Genomic DNA, 22,989 nt, shown 5'->3' with positions numbered 1-22,989 from the left:
TTCACTAACGATTTGCTCCGACATGTTTCCGGTTAATTCTACTGTAGATGAGAATGACAATTCCCAAGAATACAAGAATAATAGCGAAGTAAATCCATGCCAGTGCACTATTAAATCCGTAGTTTCCTGTATTAATCAAACTAATGACAGGATTGGACGGGAACGTAAACATATCTACAACGGTATAAATTAAGTTCAGCAGGATAAACGGTGACATCGCTGGGAGGGTTATTTTCCAAAATACTTCCCACGGTGTCGCACCATCGATTCGAGCTGATTCATACGCAGATGTTGAAATGGTCTGCAGCCCTGCAATAAAGAGCAGAATTTGCACCCCGGAATACCATAAAACGAGGACAAACTGATTCAATACGGTCTTTACGGGTTTCGCCCAGGAGCTATCCCCAAGGAACATATCCATGTAACCGCCAATATTAAATCGTTCAAGGAATCCCAGGTTGCCTTCCCCTTGATTAATAAATGACATCAGCACAGCACCCGTAGAGAAGATAACCGGTAAGAAGAAGATGGCACGGAATAAAAATCGACCGGGCAGTTTTTGGTTCAGCATAATAGAGATCATCAAGGCAAATATGACGATAACCGGGATCATGATGACGACTTCTTGAAAATACGGAATTAACTTATCGTATAGATCCGAGCTGTTAAACAAGATCTCCCGGTAATATTTAATGCCAACAAAGTCGTACACAATTTTTTTCGGCAATATTTTTACCGTGTGAAAGCTCATAAAGAGTGAGAAGACTAACGGAAATCCTAAAAAAGCGATAAATCCGATCAACCACGGTGCAATAAATAACGACCCTTCCAGCTTTCGAGATCTCTTAGCAGAGAGTATTCGCTTTGGGGCCATACTACGCACCTCCTTTGCTTACGATGTAGTCTTTGGCTTTCACAACAACATTCCCGACACGAACCTCTTGATCGTTATAATTCACGATGACTTGCTTCCCGTTACTGTAAGTTGTTTCAAATACGCCGCCTACGATTTCACGATGGCCTGTAATGAACTCGTTCTGCACATCACCAAGTGCTTCTTCGTACTTTTGATACTGTGACACGATCTCTTCAAGCCAGTCCTTGTAGTTGGTACTGTAGAATTCATGCAGAGAAAGTGATTTAAGTAATTCTTGTGATGAAGCGTTCGTAACGACAAACGATGGTACTGCGCCGTATTCGATTCCCTTTAAGAAATTGTCCGCATAGTCATCACTCAAGTTCGCATACTCGAATGAGTATGTTGTCAGACCATGAAGAGCAATTTGGGCGAATGGTATGACACGATCGATAAACATGTCATAAGAGAAGTTAGAGGCCATGTTGTCCATATGGCTGATATAGGGGAAGGTGTATGCGTTACCTCCTGCCCCTTTTACGCTGCCGAATGTTTCTTTAGCCTTCTGAAACAATTGGGTCTGAATTTCCTTTGATTGTTCTCTTGTCGCTCGATAGTTCTCATTAAAGTCCGTATTCAAGAACGATCCGATTCCTTGACCGTATACATAGCCATTGATTCCTAATGATTTCGCTTCTTGGAGATCTTCTTCTATAACACCTTTCATAAATTGAGGACTGACAAACGTCTTCCGTCTGCTATCCCAATTCATCGATTCAATGACAGAAGAAGCTAGGTCACGAAGACCGTCTCTATTCTTCCGAAATCCGTCTTTACCGCCTCTGTTATACGTATAGGAAGAGGCATCGAGATAAACCCCATAGCCCTTCGAATGAGCGAAATCGGTAAATTTCTTCATTCCCTTGTTACCGCCAAGTTCATCTGGAACGGGGAAGTCACCACCGAACTTACTGTATCCATCGTTCTGCCATCCGAGGTAAGTGATATCCATGTGATCCACACCGAGTGCAGACAACTCCTGGACGATAGCTTCAGCCTCTTTCGTGGTTGTTAATGGTAGATAGGAATCCCACAAAAATCCGTCTTCGGTATCGCCGCCAAGTAAGTGCAGCTGAAGCCGCAGCTTCGCTTGTTCACCTTCTAACGGTTTCATCGCAGACTCTCTCATCAATAATTCCCGATAACGTTCAGCTAATGTAACATAGCTAATTTCTTCATCTTGTTCATCGATCATATAATAACGGGTCGCACGATCCGATTTCGTTATTTCTTTGCTATACGTCAGGTAACCGTTAAGTTTCTTCGTATCTGTCGGTTGGAAGAACTTGAACCGGTACTGATACTCTGGTGCAACCCAGTTGAATTGACTGAATGATCCCGAAGGTGCTGCAACCACGTTCGCGTACTCTTCACCTTCTGTAATGACTCCTAGGAGTGCTTGCTTATTCGATTTAATCCCGAATACCGGCATGGTAATCGGATTACGATCAGACATGGTATTGCGGTTACTGTATGCCCAATCGTCGCCATAAACACGTTCCGTATAGAGGTTTTGTGTACCCGCACGACGTTCTCTGAAATCAATTAAAGCGCCCGGACCGTCTGGAATGTATAGAAATCCGTCTTCGTCATCCGAAGTTTGTGCACCCAAGAAAGGGAATAAGCGAATGGACGCTAGGCGAGCCATCGGATCTTTCTTGGGCTTCGGTTTCTTGACTTCTTTGCCGTCCTTATCAACCGCAGCTGCCGCCGGCTCTTCCTTCGGAATGACTTTCTCATCCACAAGACCTTCAGCCAACACTTTCGTTTCCACGAAATCTTCGCCGAGCTTTACTTCTACAGGAATCATGAAGCCAAGATCCGGCATGTCATACATCACTTTAAATCCCTGATCCGTTACTTCGAACTGGCTTATTCCCCCTTTTTGAGCATAAAGGTTAGTCTCCTTCAGCAAATCTTTACGCAGATTAAACTCTACATAACGGAACATAAAGGGTGAAGCAAGATGCAACTTCCATGCATCCGTATTCAGCTTATCCTGCCAATCCTTCGGATTAGGAAAAGAGCGCCATACTTCTCCTGTCGTTTTACTTGTTACGGTAAAATGACCGGTGGCCTTATCCGCTTTAAGCAATAATTTCTCATTTTCCGCTATCCTTTGAAATTGGGTTTCATCCGGCAACTTTCCATTTGATTTTGCAGGGGTTACTGTCTTTGTCGTACTCGTCTGAGGTGCCCTTTTGGTCTCCGTTTGCGTTTCAGTCTGTGCCGTAGTTTGAACCTCGGTCTGCTTCTTATCGGTTGAAGCGGATGCAGCAAACATAAAACCGACGAGCGTCGACGCGAATAAGACGCAGATCGCAGCTACCATGAATCGTGTTTTGGAGCGTAATAAGCGCATCACATCGACACCTCCTGATAGATCGTGTAAACAAAGTTGCCAAATTCGGATGTGAGTCCGATTAAGATGAACACAAGTACCCACATAATGGTCATCGTGATGACCGTAAGTGTAATGTTCAATACCGTTTCGCCAACGCCGTAGTTTTGCAGCGCTTGAATGTTCCAGAAGAATAATAGCCCGCTCCACAAAAGCATACCTACCTCAATAGAGCTGTAAATGGATGCTTCGCTTTGTGTAAAGATATTCGAAATAAGAGCAAGCGGGATCCCGAGTAACACGACCGGGAACAATGAATAACAGCTTCCAACGAATACATCTTTAAACCTTGCTTCACCCTGCTTGATCGAACCTACCAGATAGTTACATACCACCCATGATAACCATACGGCCAAGAAGACTGTGAGCATATAAGTTGAACCTTTTGCATAGACCGGCACTGGATTATATGTAAAACTCGTATAGAACGATTTCACCAGAAGCATGACCACCGTTAATATGAGAATAACGAAAGCACTAATGTAGCCACCTTTATTCAAATATCTCAAATCACCAAATCCGTCTATGGGATGTTTCAAAATGTAGAATACATGCTTTAATTGCTGGAACCAGGTTTGACTGTTCAACTTATTCGATTTCGGCATCATTCGGAAATTGAATTTTCTCTTGAGCTTGATAAACACCCATAATACGAGGCCGGCTATAATAGCAAAGTTCGCCAAGGTCGAGAAGTTTTTCTGGAACCATTGCAAGCGAATTTGCCAGAATGAGTCTGAGTATCCCTCACCATCTCCTGCAAGCTTGAACAAGGCTCTAGCGCGCTCGTACTCACCGCGAGAAAATGCGGCCTGAGCGATTCCTTTATAAGCTGGAGAGAAATGAGCATTCAACTTCAGTACTTTGTTCCAATATTGCTCCCCTTCTGCATACTTTCCTTCCTCCATTAACTTGTAAGCTTCGTGAACCGTTGCTCCAAACTCAGTCGGTTCATAGACTTGAATGAGGCTCAGCGCCTCATCCAAAATATAAAGGCGTTTGTTCGAGTTGGTTTCTACTGCAACAGGTGCCGCTGTTAATCCAACCAGCGAATTACCTAAGGCCGAACGGCCCGACCAATAAAATAACATCGTTCCGTTTGCATCATACTGGGAAACAATATTCCGTGATTTATCAATAATCGTTACATTACCATTCTGGTCCAATGAGACATCGGTAAGCTGCTTCTCAATCAATTCGTCCGATTCTACGGAAGCTAAGGAAAACAATCGTTCATTGAACGACATCTCTTTCCATATATTTTCGCCGCGAATGTTCAATTTCTTGACTTGCTCTGTTTTGGAACCGGAAACCGTATAGATGAAGCCTTGATCATCGATATCTATATTCCGGATCGTTACAGGCAGCAATCGAACTTGCCGACTCAATTGCTCTTTCGAATAGAACTGTCTCCGAATGATATCCATCAGCGTTACTTCCGTTTTATTCGTACCGAAGAACTGGTCGAATTTCCCCTCAGGGGTAAATTGAATGATCCCGTGATAACTCCCTTTCGATACAACATAGATAAAGCCGCGTTTATCGATAACCATATTTGTCGGTTCATATACAAAGGATTCATTAATAAGTGGTGATTCAGGACGACCAATTTCATTCAATAATTTCGCATTCTTATCAAGGTGAACCACCCGCTTATTCCCTGTATCCGCAATGTAAATATCGCCGTTACCGGCCACAAACACACCCTGTGGTTGATTTAGCGGACTTTCTGGCAATGTGATTATCCGAACGAGCTCACCATCTTCATTCAGATGAACAATCCGATTATTATCGGTATCCGCAATATAAATATCATCGTTGTCTGCGATGAATAGATCTTGAGGGCGTTGCAGCGATGTATACTCTACTTCACCCTTTTCATTGACTACTGGAATTTCCTGCGCTAATACGCCGACCGGAGAATAAGCAGATTGCGTCATAATCGTACGTTCATAACTATCTTCTGTGAAGGTACGATAAGGAACATCAGCGCTTGCGATCATCGGGAATCCAGTCAGTGCAATCAAGCAGACTAGCCAAAGCACATATTTCGATTTGCTTTGATGGTTGCGCACGGTACACCTCCCCCATTCCTCTGCTTATTTGATCCCCGAATGCGCCATAGTCGTGATTACTCTTCTCTGGAAGATCAAAAAGATGATCAATGACGGTAAAAACATGATCAATGCTCCTGCCGCCGCCGCTCCCTGTCTAGCTACCGAGTTACTTAGCCCAGATGTTAATGTGCTCATGTAAAACGGGAGCGTCTTCATGGAATCTTCCTGCATGAATAAAGTTGAAGTCTCTACGTTCCCCCATGCCGATTGGAAAGCAAGGATTGAAATCGTTGCAATGGCAGGTGTAACGATGGGCATAACGATGCGTAGGAAAATGGTGAATTCTTTCGCGCCATCGATCTTCGCGGCTTCCAGCAGCTCGTTAGGCACTTGGTCCATAAACTGCTTTAATAGGAATACGCCCACTGGCATCGCGACAAGGGGCAGTACGTGACCCAAATAAGTGTTCATAATCCCTAGGCTTTGAATGACGATAAAACGCGGAATGGCGATGGCTTCTGTTGCAAATAGCAACGACAGCATAATTAAACCGAGCACTATTTTCGATCCTGGGAACGGATGCTTTGATAAAGGATAGGCACACATCGCTCCTGTGATCACCATGGCAACGCTAGACAACAAGGTAACCACAATACTGTTGAATACATACCTGGATACCGGCACAATGGTGCTTGCCGTCATGGCAAACAGTTCCGAGAAACTCCCCGTTGTCGGCTCCCTAACAATAAATGTGGGCGGGAACATGAATAGCTCGTGTAATGGTTTAAATGCATGGTTGAACAAATAAATAAGCGGAAGGAGCATGAAAATGGCAAGCGGTAAGATACAGATGGCAATCCATATTTGTGCTCGATCGATCAATCTCAGAGCTAATACAAAATCGCTCCATTTTATCTTTAATTTCCGCTGCATGGCAGTCATCCGTGCCTCTTGCATTATTCATCCTCCTTCGGTGCAAATAAATAACCGAAAAATTTACTTAACACATAACACATCAGAAGAACGACGATAGAAATCGCACTCGCGTAACCGAGTTCGAAACGAATAAAGCCATAGTCATTGATATGATCAATTAATAATTGACCCGCATAATTCGGGGTCGGGTTCGTACCCGACAATTGAACCCCAATACCACCGGATTTAATCGTATGAACGATCGCCATAATGGCTGCGAACATCATCTGCGGCTTCATCATTGGAATGGTGATGTACCACACTTCTTGAAGACGACTCGATATACCATCAATTCGTCCTGCCTCGTACAATTGTCTATCCACGTTGAGAATACCGGCCAAGATGGCCAAGAAACCAATACCCATGGATGACCAAATCGAGACAATGATCATAATATTGAGCAAGTAGTCTTTATCGAGTAAGAATAAAACCGGCTGATCAATGATTCCCCATTTGAGCAAAAAGCTGTTAATATAACCCGATCGGTCCCCGGTAAACATAACCGTCCAAACGACTGCCATCGCAACACCTGCAGATAACGAAGGAGCATACATGGCAAGTGCATACCAAGTGCGCATCGTTGTTGGCAACTGAGCAATTAACCAGGCTAACAAAAAGGCTAAGATGTAACCAACCGGCCCTACGAATACGGCAAACTTAAACGAGTTAGGCAATACATACTGCAAGAAAATAATGTCCTGTGAGAATAAATTCTGATAGTTAAGCCAGCCACGCCATGATGGAAAATCAAAGGCATTAAAATAGGTGAAGCTTAACAAAATACCTGAAACAACAGGAATCAGAATAAATATGATGAACATCGCCATAAACGGTAAAATAAATAAGTAAGATAAGCGGTACTTCCACATGTCTTTCAGTAAATAATGGATCCGTTCCGAAATACTAGGCTTCGTCTTACCGAGCTTGGTAGGAGCTCCGCTCATCTTCTCAGAAAGGGCTGCTGCATTATCTGTCATTCAGAATCGCTCCTTCCCAAGGTTCTGTAATCCGGATCAGATCGAGTTTCTTCAATACTTGCCCGTTTTCATCGATATAATTGAACTCTTGCTGTTTACGCTTCATCTCCCGGTTAATTTCTTTAACCGCCTTCTCTAATGCAATCCTTGGATTTACTTGATCAATGGCTGCATTGTTCCAAGCAAAACCAAGTTCTCGAGCCGTCATATATCCTCCCGGTACATTGGGCCACTCTTGCATCCACTGCCATTGATCCAAAATAACGCTGAGATCCTCCTGTTTCCAAGGCATATTCGCAAACGCATGAACATTAGCTGAATTCCAGCGGAAGGTTTCACCGCGATATTGCTCCAGATTAAGTCCAAACTCGGTTTGAATATCTTCGGACATGTACCATTTCACAAAATCCCAAGCGAGATCGCGTTTCTCTTTCGGTGTATCATTGAAAAGAACGTTCGCTGTCGGTGCTCCCGCGGCAGCCCATCTTGCAATCGTACCGTCTGCCTGTTTGGTTCCAGGAATAGGAGCAATTGCCCATTCATTCATAATTTCCGGTGCTGCGACAAGCAGCTGCATGTATGTATTGAAATCTGAAATACCGATCGGCATGGTTCCATCTCTAAACTGTTGATAAAAACTGTTCACTTGTCGTTCCATCCCGTACACATTGAACATTTCCGTCCATTCTTTGAACGCTTCAAAAGCTTTCGGGTCATTCAATGCACTCGTCAGTCCGTCCTTCGAATACAACTCCACGTTATTTTGGAAGAACAGATACGAGAAGTTATCAGGCGGGATATAGAAGTTACTTTCGTTCTGCAATAACGTCGGCAGGATCTGGTATACATCATCCCAAGTATCCGGAACCGATAGGCCAAGCTGATTCATAATATCCTTGCGATAAAACATAATGTTAAAGTTATTCGTCTCCGGTATACCATAAACGCCACCGTCATAACGGTAAGGCTGCATAATACCTGGATGGAATTCATCTAACAATTCCTCCGAATCCGGGAACTTTGTAAAGTCATAAATGGCATTACGTAATGCATAATCAAAGATCGATGCACTCGGTACCCCAATCGCTATATCAGGTAATATCCCGGCTGCTTTACCGAGAACTACTAAATCTGGCGATTGGACCAAATTGATATTCACTTTAATGCCATGCTCTGGTGTAAATCGTTCATTGGCAAGCTGCTGCAGCTCATCGACGTAATCACGCCCTTTGAACATCCAAATATTCAATTCATCTTCTGCATTCCGATCAAGCTGATTCTTGCTTGTAAAGGAATAGAACAACGTAACGATCGAGTTCCATAATTTCTCGAAGAAGTTCGCCTCGATTTTAGGCAGTTTTGTATCGGGGGCAGCTACATAAATTCGATCAATTTGCAGCGGGGTATTCATCAAATCCACACGCTGGGCCTCAATCTTCTCTTGCATCGTTCCAATGGTTAACTGACTATAAGGAATTTCATTCGGATCTTTCAATAAATCTTCCAGATCTCGCACACTGGACTTAAAGGATTGTGACACATTGTCTCTTACCTTGTTGATGGCGAGCATTTCATCTGTAAGTTTGTTGAAGCTATCCCTTAATGCTTCAAGCCTCTTGGTCATACCCGGGATATCTTTCTCGATATTCCATACGCGATACGCATCCGTGCTGTTCCCTGTGGCAATACGAAGTTCTCTGGAAACATCGCGAAGTTCCTTCGACATTTGATCGATGTCGGCTATGACGGGGATATAAGGCTCGACAGTGGCTTCCATCTTGATCGAATGCTTCCCTTTGGTGAAATAGAAATCAAATGATTCCCCATCCGAATTAGCAAGCGTTACCTTTTTCCAGTCGCTGTCATACGGAAACGGATAATTTTTCATTTCGTTAAAAGGAATTTCACCGTCAATATAAATATTTCGGAATACCGTAGCATTTTTACGCAAATTTTGTTTCACACGGAATGTCAGATGGTATACGCCATCTTCCGGAACTTCAAAATCCCAAGTCACCGCTTGACCGCCTTTGTTCCAGCCCGTACCACCTATCGTATTAAATCGAACGAGATCGAGCGACTTAGGCTCAGATAACGGACTCCGATCGTATTGCGTTTGAATCGAAGAGGAGTTTTTAAGACAGAACTGCTCACCCTCGATGACAATGGCTTCCTTACTGCCGCTCGTTCCATTAGCTGGATACGTTTTTTTCACGTCTTCATAATTAACAATGTCTTTAGGTGCTTTTAAACGGAATGATTTCAGCGCGACCGACTGACGAATCGTCTCTATACGAATCGTGTTTTCCCCTTTGTTCAAATGCCATTGCAACGGTTGGCTATAAGACCCCTCAGAATCACGAAAAGAAGTCGTTTTCCAACCCGCTTCTTCGTCAATTAATGAGCGGATTTGATTCCCCTCTTCATCATATTTCTCAGGCCTCACTTCAGAAAATCGCCGTTCCAACGAGACGGAATGTGCCTCTCGAAACGGATATTCCCCATTAATCTGGACACTCATGATCACCGACTGGCGACCGAGCCCATCCTTTGAAAGAAACGGGTGATAATCCGTAGCCAATTCATATAAGCCTTCTTGATCTACATTTACTTTGTACTCTACCCAGCCTTTAGGCTGAGACCATAGAAGAACATCATTCTCGCCTTCATAGGAGCCAACGGAGACGACCGCATCATCCGACTTCGCATGATACGATTTAGCGTCGATCTCAACCTCCTTCGTTCCCACCTTAACCTTCTTCTGCTCCCATGCTTTCGATATGGTATAAAAATAGGGTTCATGGCTCGAAAAATCTTGAGTAAGTGCATCCGGACTGCTAGTTTCCGCAGTCTTGGGATCCCCTTGTGCGTTACCTGGCAATACCGGATTACCTATAAGGGCTACGGATAAGATAACGAGCAATAATCGGTTAAGAAATTTAGTACTTCTCTTTACCATTCGTATCCCTCCATCACTTTGTTAATAGAATCCCTGTATCCTTATGGAAAAATAATACTTTGTTCATATCCACTGCGACAGCAGTTCTCATTCCATCATCAAAGTGATAGCGTGGGTGAGCGCGGGCAACTAAATATTTCTCCAACCCTATATTCATATGGTAGTAACGGTCCGATCCAACAAATTCACTTAATTCCATCGTTCCGTTAATAATCGATTGTGGATACGCTTCCAACATGATTTCCTCAAAGCTAATGTTTTCTGGCCGCATTCCAATAATGATTCCTCGATCTACAAGATTCATCTGTCTTATCGTATGAGCTTGCTTCTCTGTGAGCCTGAGCCCGAAGCGCTTCGTATGGAATTCAAGGAACCCTTCACGCTCTTCAATTTTACCGGTCACAAAATTCATCGGCGGGTTTCCGATAAAGTTGGCTACGAACAGATTAGCTGGTTCATTATAAATGACCTCTGGCGTATCTACCTGTTGAACAATCCCCTTCTCCATGACCACAATACGATCGCCCATCGTCATCGCTTCGATCTGATCATGGGTAACATAAATCGTCGTGACACCGATTTTTTTGTGAAGGCGAATAATTTCCGAACGCATTTGCACGCGCAGTTTAGCATCCAAGTTGGAGAGCGGTTCATCCATAAGAAATGCCTGTGGTGTACGAACGATCGCCCGACCTAGTGCAACACGCTGTCGCTGACCGCCAGATAATTCTCTTGGTTTACGGTCCAAATAGTTCTCAATTTCGAGTACACGGGCAGCCCGTTTAACCGATGACTCAATTTCATGTTTCGGAAGCTTTCTCATTTGCAGACCAAAGGCAATATTATCGTAGACAGACATGTTCGGGTATAACGCATAGTTTTGGAATACCATCGATATATCACGATCTTTAGGCGGCATATCATTCACAATGGTATCGCCAATGTAAATTTCGCCTTCTGAAATATCCTCTAATCCCGCTAGCATACGTAATGTTGTCGACTTACCGCATCCTGAAGAACCTACAAAGACAAGAAATTCCTCATCCTCAACTTCGAGGTTAAAGTCTTTCACCGCGTATTCTTTATATTTCCCGTAACGTTTGTGAACATGATTAAATATAATTCTCGACACTGGAATTCCTCCTTTGCAGATCCCGTTTTTCCCCAATCCTTACTTATATAAGTTGAACTAAAGATTCTCAGCCGGAGCATCACTACGAATACGGATTATTCTTCCGATCGCTGTTGCCCCCAGATTTCTATCAATCTATTAAAAATGGTTGAAATCCGGGTGCAAAGGCGACCGCTACCGCTTCTCCAGAATAATTCCGCCTTCTCCGTTGAGGTTCTTCTTTTCATTAGTTCAATCTAGATAGTTTGAATCTTATCTGGTCCGGGAACCTCTACTGTCCCTTAGCCATGGCATCTTTGATTTTCGCCTCGGATTCTTCCTGTAATACTCTTAGAAACTCTGGAATGTTCATATCTGACTCCGAGAATTTCAGAAGACTCCCTGAAAGATCCACATATTGATCCCATTTGCTGATCGTTGTTGGAATGGCTGGCTCACGTGAGAAGAATGCGCTAATATCCATACCTTCATACACTTCAAGTTCCGCGCCAAACTCTTCGGAAACTTTCGGATCGGTTAGTACAGGGCGGTCACCAATTCTGGCTAATTTAGTCTGATGCTCGGGAGATACATATTCAGCAAGAACTTGAAATGCTTCATCTTTATGCTCACTGTGTTTATTAATAATGAATGGATGCGAGAATGAAGCTGGTGCAATATTCGGTAATTCCGGCCATACCGGCACAGGTACGGATTGAATATGTTTCGCGATTTCCGGATCTCCAATGCCCCATTTTATGTATCCCGGCCAAGATACGATCATAGCGACATTTTTATTTTGAAAGGAATAATCCTTTCTGACTTCCGGATCATCACTATAAATGCCAGGGATGCTGTAGAACTTCTTCATCAGTTCCAGGTATTTCGTAACCGCCGGTTCCTTCGTTATCAATACCTCACCGGTCTCTGGGTCTGTCAAGTTCACATTCAATTGTTTTAGAGGCACCAAGGCTTCTGTTCCTGCAAATCCAGGGCCCATCTCTAGCCCATGATATTGGATGCCGTCCCTTTCACCCGTCAGCTTCTTCGCAAGATCAACCACAGCATCCCACGTCAGATCCTCTGTTGGATAAGACACGCCAAACAGATCGAAAACCTCTTTGTTGTAAAACAACGCATAATTGTCGCTAGCCGTAGGCATCCCTAGCAATCTGCCCTCAGAATCGACTAATCGCCAGTAAGCTATTATGGAGGGGTCTATGCCACTAAGATCAAATTCATGGGATTCGATCAAACCATCGAGCGGTTCGATCATATCTAGCTCTTGTAGCGCGTCGATTCCCCAATTGGCAAAAATGATGTCGGGAACGATTTGTTTCGCGTTCAGCTCTTGCAATGGCTCCAATTGTGCCTGGGAGTCAACTAATTCCACGTTAATATTCGGAAGCTTCTCATCAATATCCTTAAAAAGTTTATCGAACGCCTCTTGTCCCCATGGATACAAAATCTTGATGGTAACCTCATCTGTCGATACGGCCTGCTCATCCTCTGTTTTCGCATCTGTGGATGGCGCATCCGTAGATGGTGTATCCGTGGCTACCGTTTCCGTTGTGTCTTCCTGTTTGCCACCACCATCCGTACTGCACCCTGACAACAACATTGAAATGGATAAAATAAACACTGACAGTAGGACTAATATGCGTTTCTGCTTCATATAACGCTCCCCCTAATGCATTTCATGTTTATTTCTTGGATTGCTCTTCCTTAATCTTGATTTCTGACTCTTCCTTCAGCACACGTGTAAACTCCGCTATATTCAAATCGGTAGTCGCAAACTTAGTAAGTGCCTCACTGAACGCGACATGCCGATCCCATGGACTTTTACGTGCGGGTGGTTCAGCAAATGGATTTTGGAACATCGCAGTCACATTTTTGCCTGTATACGTTGGATCGTCTGCACCGAACAATTTCCCATCCTCTTGGCTTAAGGATACGGAAGGCGTTCCCATTCTCATCCGGTATTGTATCTGGTATTCAGGGGAGATCACGTAGGTTAACACTTGTAGTGCTGCTTCCTTATGTTCACTGAAATCATTGATGATCCATGGATGAGCGCCTGGTTTAGGAGCTAATCCCGGCATATCTGCAAACGAAGGAACGGGAACCATATCCATGTTTTTCTCATATTCGACTCTCTCTTCGATTTCTCCGCCAAACCAAGTTAAGAAGCCATGCCAGTTCACGACCATTGCAGCTGTTTTGCCTTCAAATTTACTTTGTTCTTCTGGATTATAGATGTTGGGTATACTGAAATATTTCTTGAGAACCTCCATCATCTTTGCAAACTTAGGATCTTTATCGAACAATACTTCACCCGTCTCCGGGTCTGTATAGTTCATCGATAGTTGATTAAATAACGCCGTTGGCATGGCCCCTAAGTCAAGACCACTGTATTGAACACCATCCTTCTTAGCGGTTAGCTTCTTCGCCAGGTCAAGAAGTTCATCCCAAGTCATATTGTCAGTCGGATATTCAGCCCCTAGCAGGTCAAATATTTCTTTGTTATAGTACAATGCGAGGACATCGCCAGCATCCGGAAGACCAATCAGACGTCCTTCTTTGTCCCTTGAACGCAATTCCTGAAGCAGTTGCGGATTGACACCACTTAAATCAACGCCATACTCAGCAATCATGTCATCCAGACCGAATACCATTTCAAGTTCTTCAAACGGTGCTTGACCGGTATAACCTAATACAATATCTGGAACAATACCCTGCGCGCTTAATTCCTGCATATTCTCAGCCGTTCCGTTCCAGTCAACATGCTCGACGGTGACATGGGGGAATTGCTCTTGAATCGGATCAATCATTCTAGGTGTGAAATAGTCGATTCCCCACGGCGTCGCTATTTTCAGCGTTACGGGTTCATCGCTAAATGGTTTGACAGGCTCTTTCGGTTCCTCTTCCTTACCTTCCTCCGTGTTTGTATCCGTATTATTGGTATCCGTCGCTTCAGATTGGCTTTCCGGTTCATTAGCTGTATTATCCGAGCTGCTGCAAGCGGTTACAAAAATGGTAAACATAAGGCACAGTATCATAAGTACATTCCACATTTTTCGGTTTATCATCACAATTCATCCCCCTCACATATATGAACTACAAATTTTTAAAAAAGCATCCCCCCGTACTGTAAGGGGTTAGTTACTTCTCTGGCTGATGCTCAGATTGTTCTCGAGTCCCCCCCACATAGTAGATAGCCATTTGGCGGATTGAAGGCACACCATCATAATCTGTTATTTCTAATTGAAGACCCCGAACTTTAATCGCAGGGATGCGAATAATTGCTTTATGCCCAATGTTTCTTCCTTCGTACACCGTGATGGACCGATGTGTTTTTTCAGTCGTGACGTTAATCCGGAAGCTCCGTACATGTTCTCCGTTCGCTAAGTCCTCTTGAATCAGGATATGATCGATTAGATGAGGTTTCGTTGCCTCATAAGACCATCCTGACTTATTCTGCGAACACTGTTCGATTGAAGCAATAGGATGATCGAATCTTCTACGGATCTCATCACCCATTGCCTGTAACTGTGCTGTGTCTTTCGCAGGTAACAGACCTTCTCGATCCGGTCCGATATTTAATAGCAAGTTAGCGCCTCGACCTACCGAATAATAATACAAGCCCATAAGTTGATCCAGGCTCTTGATGGTGTGCTCATCACTGTCACTGTAGAACCAATTCGCCCGCATCTGTACATCGCATTCAGCAGGTAACCATATATGTTCACCCAATGCATCCTTCTGCTGGGTTAAAATCGAGAATTCCGTTGCATCTGTAACATTCCAGCAAGGAATCGGTGCAATTCCGTCTTCATTACCTACCCACCGGAAATTAGGATCGCCCATATTAAAAATTAAAATATTCGGCTGCAGCCTTCGAATCTCACCCATAATCCTTGCCCAATCATATTCATGGCCTTCAGAGCCGCAACCGTCAAACCACAGAATATCAATGTCTCCATAATCTCCAAGCAGTTCCGTAATTTGATTAACAAAGTAATCATCATATGCACGGGCATCCTGATTATAAAAATCTGCCGAGCCGTCAAATGGAGAATAATATAATCCGGGTTTCACATCATACTTACGGCAAGCGGCGACGAACTCCTTCACCACATCCCCTGTTCCCTCTTTCCATGGGGACTCAGCAACCGTGAATGAACTATATTTCGATGGCCAGTTAGAGAAACCGTCATGATGTTTGGCTGTCAATACCGCGTAGTTCATCCCAGATTCTTTAGCTGTTCGAATCCACTGCTCGCAATCTAACTGAACCGGATTGAATGCCGAAGGTGACATCGGGCGCTTATCAAAATCAACATACCCCTCATAGAATGTACGCAGACCAAAATGCAAAAACATACCAAACTCCCAGCCCTGATACTCTAACTGCCTAAGAGTAGGTTTAATCATCGAATTCGTTATCATAAAGACCCCCCTCAACTTTTTTTCTAATCTTAACAATTCTGTTGTGAAGGTGGTGTGAAGATGCTGCGTATTTCATGTGATGATCCATAACGATAAATAGCAGTAAGGACGAGTGTCCTTACTGCTATTTAAAAAGATTAATTATGTATCAGGGATTCATTACATTTATTTATGTAGACGCTTTGTTTAACAACAACTGCTGCATGAAGGCAATTTGAACAACACCCATGACAACGGCACAGATAGGGATCGCCACAACTACTGCTGCCGGGCTCCATAAATAGTGAAGCAGCAAGCTAATGACGCCTGAACTGATCATCATGACAATAATAATCCCTGACGTGTTAAAACTTGACGCTTGAAAATAACGTCTGCTCTGACGGAACGCTGCATCAACATTCAATTGATCGACAACAATACAATATTCTACATAAATAAAGATGATCCGGAGAACTACAAATATAACGAGGGACAGGAACAGTCCGATAACACCTAGAAACGCTGCCAATAACGTTGTAATTGCTGTCTTTGCTGCTGTTATGATCATAAACAAGAAGATAAAGCGGACCGCGTATTTTTTGCCGTCCTTCATGAATTGGCCGATTGAAATGGGACTGCCTTCCACAACATTACGCAAAGAAGCGATATAACCCCCCTGAGCAAAAGCCATCAGCAACAGCATGAAAATAACGGGAATCCACGCTCTCACGGATACCGTATCACCCATAAACTGCATTTGATTGATGAGCTGCGGAATATTACTCACATAACTGACCGATGGAATCCCCATCTCCAGAATAAGACGTATGGATAGTGAAGGTACTCCAATAAAACCAACAATCATAAGCCCTATAATGAATGATAGCGCATCCAAAATAATCGGATACATAATAATTAATGGGTTTCTGACTAGCAAGCGGAATGTTTTTTTCATGATGAAGTAAAACCTCCGTCACAACTTATATGGCGAATAGGACTTCACCAGCAGCTCGTTTTTGGGCGATCGGACTAACGGAATATCAATTCGAAACATCGAACCCTCACCTATCTTACTTTCTGCTTGAACAGTTCCCCCATGAGCTTCAATCAGTGCTTTAGCAATACTTAATCCAACTCCAATTCCACCTGTATCTCTAGTACGGGCTTTATCTGCCCGATAAAACCGGTTGAAAATAAGCGGCAAATCATGCTCAGATATCCCTATGCCGTTATCTCTACAATAAATAGTAACCATTTCTTTGTGATCAATCGTGACTCCCACATCGATGCTCCCTCCAATTGCCGTATACTTGATCGCATTGGATATAATATTCGTCATAATTTGGACGAAACGGTCAGGATCTACTTCCACGTGACAAGGGGTATAGATGGTATGCAGGGTAAAATTTATATCTTTGGATTTAGCTAAGAAGATTAAATTCTCGTAAACATCCTTCACCAGATTACGGATATCGATTAATTCGGTATCCAGCTGGAATTTAGCTCCCTCTGCTTCAGACAATTTTTCCACATCATCCACAAGGCGGCATAGCCGATCAATTTCGGCGTAAATCCGATTTAAATTCTCTTCATTCGCTGGATAAATCCCATCAATAAGCGCTTCCATTCTGGATAACATCGAAGTTAGCGGAGTACGAAGTTCATGCGTTAAATCTTGCATCGATTGTTCCCGCCAGTGTTCTTGGTTATTCAAATCTACGACAAGCTTATTCATCGAAGTAATTAGCTGATTCAGCTCCAACGTTCCCGTTTCCGTAATTAAAGTGTCCCTATGCCCCCCAGCAATACGTTTCGCCTGAAGGCTGCTTAAACGAAGCGGCTTCGACAATCGCTTGGCAAGAAGATAACAGATAACTACTATAAGACATAATAAGATGATGGCAACACCGCCGCTACCTCCCAATAAAGCAGACGAAAAAAACGATACGGAAGGAAGATTGAAATCATGATCCAAATCAACCGTAGCATCCAAAACTCCGATTAACTGGCCATCGACATAAATCGGACTGCTCGCCGTGAAGGGCCGGCCATATTGCTGAATTTCCAGCCCTGAATCATACAGCACTTCTTCATGGTCCGGAGCATAATAACGTACGCTCATTGAATATACATTAACTGCCTGTTTAAGCCAGTCCATCTTCTCGATCGATAGCTTGCCCGGTTCTAGATGAGTGCGCAAAGTAAAGGCAATTTTCTGCGTTTGATCCTCTACAAACTTCATCTTATAAACCTCTATGGAACGATCAAATGAAACACGGAATAAGAAATAGGCCGCTAACAAAAAGAACAAAGACGTCAAACTAAGGGTGATAAAGAGAATGCAGTGGGTCTGGCGTAATCTATTCCACAGTTCCATTAGTAATCTTCATCCGGATGGAACGTAAATTTATACCCCGCACCAATTTTAGTTACAATATAAACCGGATTTTTATGATCTTCTTCAATTTTTTTGCGGATATTTTTAATATGCGTATCTGTCGTTCTCCCGTCCCCAATATCTCGATAACCTTGAACTTCATAAGATAAATCTTGTCGACTGTATAACTTATTTGGTTTTTTGAGCAATACACTTAACAGCTTAAACTCTGTAACCGTTAAATTCACGAGTTTACCGTTTACATATACTTCCTTCGATTCAAAGTTGATTTGAAGTCTTCCTTTGTTAAATCGCATCACAGTTCGGCTATTTATAGAGAGCATATTCATTCTTCGCTCCAGAGCTCGAATTCGAGCGATGACTTCTTTCATACGGAAAGGCTTCGTAATGTAGTCATCCGCACCAAGATTAAGACCATTAATCGTATCGATTTCTCGAGCCTTGGATGTAATCATAATGATCGGCATGCTGGAAGACCCTCTTACTTTCCGACAAACTTCTTCCCCTGGTATGCCATGAATCATCAAATCCAGAATTAACAAATCAATTTTAAAGTTATGAATTTTTTGCAGGGCATCATTACCATCTTCCGAGGTATATACCGTCCAACCTTCATTCACCAGATATGATTGTAATATATTGCAAATTGATTCATCATCCTCAACGATTAAAATGTTCATGCTATATTTCTTCTTCCCCCCATAATTTAGTAAACTCAATATCCATATATTCTATCACCTAACAGCCTTCCCTAAAATAAGCAGCATGAATTAAAAATAAGAACAAGAAGAAGTAGGCATTTCTTATACAAGCCTGCTTCTCCTTATTTAATCATAATCTGGTATAATGCATGACTTTATTTCTTGCTCTCTTTCTCTTTCAATAACGCATCATATTCTTCTACCATTTTGCGTAAAAATGTGTTTATGTCTTCCTTGCCGTTCAATTTAATAAACTCTGCCGTCTTATCATCAATAATGTTGGCTTCGTAATAGAAAATGTCTGGACCAAAAGGTGAATAGACCGGTTTAGCCGGTTCTCCTTTATAGGCAGCATCAATGTTATAAACGCCTACATTATCTTCGCCCGCCATATATTGTCGTATTTCAGCGTTCTTAACCACTGGAGGAGCTCCGCCAATGGATAAATTCTTCTGGTTCTCATCAGAAACTGCGAATTCTAACACTTGAAACGCCTCTTTAATGTGTTCACTGTTCGGGTTAATAGCCAGTGTAAGCGGTACGTTGTTTGGCAATACACCCGGAAGCTCGCTCCAGCTTGGGTACGCAGACATACCGAAATTCAAACCTTCTGTATGAGCATATAAATTAGCACTGTTTACAAAGGACAGGATCATGGCAACATTCCCTTTTTCAAAGCCAAAATCATCCTTCTCTGATTCAGCGGGAACATTGTCCGGGATACTCACGACACGATGGATTAAATCAAAATATTTAGCGAAAGCAGGATCTTTCTCAAACATAATTTCTCCTGTTTCCGGATTTGTACCAGGAGCGGATAACTGAAGCATCGCTTGGGATAGGCCACGTGTGGCTAAGCCAACGTATTTGCTGTCACCATGCTTTCCTGCAAGTTTCGCTGCCTTATCGAGAACTTCATCCCATGTTGGTGTTTCACTTGGGTATTCAATCCCCATCTTATCGAAGATATCTTTGTTATAGAATAGATTCACGACAACATCTTCAAATGGTAAGCCAAGTAATCGGCCCTGCTGTTCCGGATCACGTAACCGAATGGCATCAATTGCGCCATCACGGAATTTAGTCAAATCCAGCTTACTTTCAGCAATTAAACTATCCAAAGGATAGGTCATTTCCAATTCATCTAATGTCACGAACGGATCGGTTACGAGCATAATATCTGGAGAATTATTCGCGGCATTGGCTTCCTGGATTTTCTCAGCAGATGCAAATGCACCAATATGTTCGATTTTAATATTCGGGTATTTTGCCTCTAGTGCATCCGAAAGTCGGCTTTTAACTTCTTCCGCACCCCAAGGTGTCATAAATTTAATCGTCACTTGCTCACCTGAATCGGTTACATCTTCTGTCTTATTCTCATCCGATTTGACTTCACCACTACTTGTGCATGCAGAGAGAAAGATTGAAACAAGGAACGTAGAAATAAGTAACATAAACCGTAGTTTTTTGAACTTTTTCATAAAATGCCCCCATTCGAATTGTAGGCTCACGATGTAAGCCCTTACACTAAATCGTACAGAATCTACTTTTAGTGACGCGTCCCCTCCTTTGGATATGTCAGATGAATGGATTAGATATAATGTATCAAAAAATTCATAATCCGGTGTGAATTTCCAGTGATTATCATGTGTGTTTCGTGTGAATTTTTAATATAACTGTGGACAAAGGACTCGCCTTTCGTTCCCTTTCCATCGCTTCAAGCATTTATGACCGGACTCCCCTCTTTGGATAAAAAACCTATCCCGACAAAGACCGGGATAGGTTCTATCTTTCTGGGATCAGGGCCGCTATCCGCCGGGCTTGCAGTATCCGAATGCATCAAGTATGTAAGGTGTGCTCCAGCATCCGTTCGGTTTGGGTCTTAGACATATTTCGCTGCGCAGTTACCAGCTTGTAATATATTCCTTGCTTCTCGATCAATTCTTCATGGGTCCCGATTTCTGCTATGATTCCTTTATTCAGTACAAGAAGTCGATCCGCATTTTTCAATGTGGCCAATCGATGTGCTATGGCAATGGTTGTCCGGTTCTTGGTGACACGCTGCAGTGCTTCTTGGATTTCCGACTCTGTCTCGATGTCTAGCGAAGCCGTTGCTTCATCCAATATTAGGATTCTAGGATTGTTCAACACGGCTCTAGCAATGGCAAGCCGCTGTCTTTCACCACCTGAAATGTTGTTCCCGTTCTCCTCCAGTTTGGTATCATAACCGTCTGGGAACTGGCTAATAAAATGATGAGCATTGGCTATTTTTGCAGCCTGTATCACTTCTTCCATCGTTGCCTCCGGTTTTGAATACTTGATATTATTCATGATCGTTCCACTGAACAAAAATGTCTCCTGCAGCACAACCCCGATTTGAGAACGTAAATCCTCCTGCTTGATATCTCTAATATCCACACCGTCGATGCTTATCGTTCCTTCATTGACATCGTAGAAGCGGGAGATGAGATTGATAAACGTAGATTTTCCCGATCCCGAGTGACCAACGAGTCCTATCATTTCCCCCTTCTTGATATCGACATCGATGGACTTGAGCACGGGTTCATATGAGTGGTATCCGAAGGTAACATTCTTAAAGCTTATCATCCCATCGATCCTGTGCTTCGTGGACTTCGCCGTGTCGATGATCTCCGGCTGTTCATCAATGACGGAGAATACACGCTCTACAGAGATTAGGGCGTTAGCGATCCATCTAGGCATATTCATTAACCATCCAAGTGGACCATAGATCATGGCTGCATAACCCGTAAACTGAACTAATTCACCAAGGGACAGCCTCCCGCCCAGAATCATGTTACAGCCTACTAGCAATACAAAATATTGTCCGATCTGGATCAAGTAATGAGAAATAGGCGATAAATAACTGTATACTTTTTCACTTCGGATTGTAGCTAAGGCATACTCTCGATGATAGGCTCTGAACCGCTTAATCTCCCGCTTCTCTTTACCGAATGCTTTGACCACGCGGATCCCGCTCAGCACATCATGCAGGAATGAACTGGCTCTATCATGAACCCGCCACTGCTTGTGAAAGAGCTTTCTAAGCACGACCTTCCAAACAAAATATTGAACATATACAACGATCGGCGCCGGCAAAATAATAATAAGGGCAAGCTTCCAGTCGGTATAAAATAGCAGGAAGCTCACAGCGCCCAGCATAATGACTTGGTAAATAGCCATTGAAAATACTTCTTGAATCAAATTTCGGATGCGGTCTGTATCAGAATTAATTCGGTTCATGATATCGCCAGCACGCTGCGAGGTTAAGAATCCAAGCGACAAGCTTTGAATCTTCTCAAAGACAAGATTACGCAAATCCGCTGCAATTCTTGAGCTTACACGAGCCATAATTCTACCCCTTAATACCCCTAACAGCTCTCCTGCCACTAAACCAAATGCAATTCCCGCGATAGCCATTAGAAATATCCGCGTACTTGGGTTTACGCCGTCTGGCGGCTGCAAAGCCGAATTCACGAGTATTTTTTGAAAATAAGGGCCCGTTAATGTAACAGCCGACATGATTAATAGAACGGCGAGTGCCGTGATCAATATTTTCCAATGTAACTTCGAAACGTCCCAGAGCTTCTTAAAGGCTGCTCCTTTATTCATACACTTCGGACATAACCTAGTACCTTTAACAAGGTAGCCGCCACATTGTGAACATACACTCTCGCTCTCATTGTTGTAGATTCGGATCTTACTGTTCGAAGCCATGTAATTCAGAATTTGAGCGATGTAAGAGAGCCTTGCCGCATGCTGCATCGTGCACCGGATGATGATCCTCGGGGTCTGCATATGCGTCGCCTCAATCATCACATTTCCGATTAAAGGAACAACCTTATAATCATGTGCCTCATGAATACCACAGGTTTCGGTAACTGTCCCATTGTCTACGTGGACCCACTTGGTCTCCCCAATCACAAAGTAACCATCCGTTCTTCGGCTGTCAAACGATAAATCGGCGGGGACGCAATACGTAATATTTTCTCCTAAGGCTTGCTGAACAGCTAGAAGATCTTGCTCTGATAGCTTATATTGAAGGTTCATC

Annotated in this window: 15 protein-coding genes; all 15 read right to left on the bottom strand. The window is 43.2% G+C overall.

Annotated features, from left to right (window positions below; all coding sequences use genetic code 11):
• Positions 1-4 precede the first annotated feature (4 nt).
• The gene (locus tag PAEVO_RS25910; protein WP_100540391.1) at positions 5-874 is read right to left on the bottom strand and encodes a carbohydrate ABC transporter permease; all 870 of its coding nucleotides are present in this window, start codon (positions 872-874) and stop codon (positions 5-7) included.
• 1 nt (position 875) lies between these two features.
• Positions 876-3,278: a DUF5696 domain-containing protein gene (locus PAEVO_RS25905; RefSeq protein WP_100540390.1), complete on the bottom strand. Its 2,403-nt coding sequence runs from the start codon at positions 3,276-3,278 to the stop codon at positions 876-878.
• Positions 3,278-5,389 (bottom strand): YIP1 family protein, encoded by a 2,112-nt coding sequence (locus PAEVO_RS25900; RefSeq protein WP_100540389.1) that lies wholly within the window; start codon positions 5,387-5,389, stop codon positions 3,278-3,280. The genes PAEVO_RS25905 and PAEVO_RS25900 overlap by 1 nt, the downstream gene beginning before the upstream one ends.
• A 24-nt stretch (positions 5,390-5,413) precedes the next feature.
• A complete protein-coding gene (locus tag PAEVO_RS25895; RefSeq protein WP_243390971.1) occupies positions 5,414-6,304 on the bottom strand; it encodes a carbohydrate ABC transporter permease in 891 nt (296 codons plus the stop codon).
• 23 nt (positions 6,305-6,327) lie between these two features.
• Positions 6,328-7,323 (bottom strand): carbohydrate ABC transporter permease, encoded by a 996-nt coding sequence (locus PAEVO_RS25890; RefSeq protein ID WP_100540387.1) that lies wholly within the window; start codon positions 7,321-7,323, stop codon positions 6,328-6,330.
• Positions 7,313-10,282, bottom strand: a complete 2,970-nt coding sequence (locus PAEVO_RS25885) for an extracellular solute-binding protein (protein ID WP_100540386.1) — start codon at positions 10,280-10,282, stop codon at positions 7,313-7,315. The genes PAEVO_RS25890 and PAEVO_RS25885 overlap by 11 nt, the downstream gene beginning before the upstream one ends.
• 13 nt (positions 10,283-10,295) lie before the next feature.
• Complete coding sequence (locus PAEVO_RS25880; RefSeq protein WP_100540385.1) at positions 10,296-11,414, bottom strand: ABC transporter ATP-binding protein; 1,119 nt, start codon at positions 11,412-11,414, stop codon at positions 10,296-10,298.
• Between the two features lie 271 nt (positions 11,415-11,685).
• A complete protein-coding gene (locus PAEVO_RS25875) occupies positions 11,686-13,068 on the bottom strand; it encodes an ABC transporter substrate-binding protein (RefSeq protein ID WP_100540384.1) in 1,383 nt (460 codons plus the stop codon).
• A 28-nt stretch (positions 13,069-13,096) separates the two neighbouring features.
• The gene (locus tag PAEVO_RS25870) at positions 13,097-14,482 is read right to left on the bottom strand and encodes an ABC transporter substrate-binding protein (protein ID WP_100540383.1); all 1,386 of its coding nucleotides are present in this window, start codon (positions 14,480-14,482) and stop codon (positions 13,097-13,099) included.
• 73 nt (positions 14,483-14,555) lie between these two features.
• Positions 14,556-15,827, bottom strand: coding sequence for an alpha-L-fucosidase (locus PAEVO_RS25865; protein ID WP_243390935.1), 1,272 nt, complete (start codon positions 15,825-15,827; stop codon positions 14,556-14,558).
• 184 nt (positions 15,828-16,011) lie between these two features.
• Positions 16,012-16,776: a hypothetical protein gene (locus PAEVO_RS25860; RefSeq protein WP_100540381.1), complete on the bottom strand. Its 765-nt coding sequence runs from the start codon at positions 16,774-16,776 to the stop codon at positions 16,012-16,014.
• An 18-nt stretch (positions 16,777-16,794) separates the two neighbouring features.
• Positions 16,795-18,198 (bottom strand): sensor histidine kinase, encoded by a 1,404-nt coding sequence (locus tag PAEVO_RS25855; RefSeq protein WP_100540380.1) that lies wholly within the window; start codon positions 18,196-18,198, stop codon positions 16,795-16,797.
• Positions 18,198-18,899, bottom strand: a complete 702-nt coding sequence (locus PAEVO_RS25850) for a response regulator transcription factor (RefSeq protein ID WP_100540379.1) — start codon at positions 18,897-18,899, stop codon at positions 18,198-18,200. The genes PAEVO_RS25855 and PAEVO_RS25850 overlap by 1 nt, the downstream gene beginning before the upstream one ends.
• 176 nt (positions 18,900-19,075) lie before the next feature.
• Entirely contained in the window at positions 19,076-20,401 is a 1,326-nt protein-coding gene (locus PAEVO_RS25845; protein WP_100540378.1) for an ABC transporter substrate-binding protein, read from the bottom strand.
• Positions 20,402-20,759: 358 nt separating this feature from the next.
• A complete protein-coding gene (locus PAEVO_RS25840; RefSeq protein ID WP_100540377.1) occupies positions 20,760-22,988 on the bottom strand; it encodes an ABC transporter ATP-binding protein in 2,229 nt (742 codons plus the stop codon).
• Between the last annotated feature and the right edge of the window lies 1 nt (position 22,989).

This window comes from Paenibacillus sp. GM2FR (genome assembly GCF_002803325.1).
GTDB classification, from domain to species: domain Bacteria; phylum Bacillota; class Bacilli; order Paenibacillales; family Paenibacillaceae; genus Paenibacillus_AQ; species Paenibacillus_AQ lautus.
Note: the sequence above shows the minus strand (reverse complement) of the source record. Positions and strands in the feature narration are given on the sequence as shown.

What these genes read in the sequence shown, in the direction of transcription:
- PAEVO_RS25910 (WP_100540391.1), bottom strand. Translation starts at nt 874, where the DNA reads ATGGCCCCAAAGCGAATACTCTCTGCTAAGAGATCTCGAAAGCTGGAA.
- PAEVO_RS25905 (WP_100540390.1), bottom strand. Translation starts at nt 3,278, where the DNA reads ATGCGCTTATTACGCTCCAAAACACGATTCATGGTAGCTGCGATCTGC.
- PAEVO_RS25895 (WP_243390971.1), bottom strand. Translation starts at nt 6,304, where the DNA reads ATGCAGCGGAAATTAAAGATAAAATGGAGCGATTTTGTATTAGCTCTG.
- PAEVO_RS25890 (WP_100540387.1), bottom strand. Translation starts at nt 7,323, where the DNA reads ATGACAGATAATGCAGCAGCCCTTTCTGAGAAGATGAGCGGAGCTCCT.
- PAEVO_RS25885 (WP_100540386.1), bottom strand. Translation starts at nt 10,282, where the DNA reads ATGGTAAAGAGAAGTACTAAATTTCTTAACCGATTATTGCTCGTTATC.
- PAEVO_RS25875 (WP_100540384.1), bottom strand. Translation starts at nt 13,068, where the DNA reads ATGAAGCAGAAACGCATATTAGTCCTACTGTCAGTGTTTATTTTATCC.
- PAEVO_RS25870 (WP_100540383.1), bottom strand. Translation starts at nt 14,482, where the DNA reads ATGATAAACCGAAAAATGTGGAATGTACTTATGATACTGTGCCTTATG.
- PAEVO_RS25865 (WP_243390935.1), bottom strand. Translation starts at nt 15,827, where the DNA reads ATGATTAAACCTACTCTTAGGCAGTTAGAGTATCAGGGCTGGGAGTTT.
- PAEVO_RS25860 (WP_100540381.1), bottom strand. Translation starts at nt 16,776, where the DNA reads ATGAAAAAAACATTCCGCTTGCTAGTCAGAAACCCATTAATTATTATG.
- PAEVO_RS25855 (WP_100540380.1), bottom strand. Translation starts at nt 18,198, where the DNA reads ATGGAACTGTGGAATAGATTACGCCAGACCCACTGCATTCTCTTTATC.
- PAEVO_RS25850 (WP_100540379.1), bottom strand. Translation starts at nt 18,899, where the DNA reads ATGAACATTTTAATCGTTGAGGATGATGAATCAATTTGCAATATATTA.
- PAEVO_RS25845 (WP_100540378.1), bottom strand. Translation starts at nt 20,401, where the DNA reads ATGAAAAAGTTCAAAAAACTACGGTTTATGTTACTTATTTCTACGTTC.
- PAEVO_RS25840 (WP_100540377.1), bottom strand. Translation starts at nt 22,988, where the DNA reads ATGAACCTTCAATATAAGCTATCAGAGCAAGATCTTCTAGCTGTTCAG.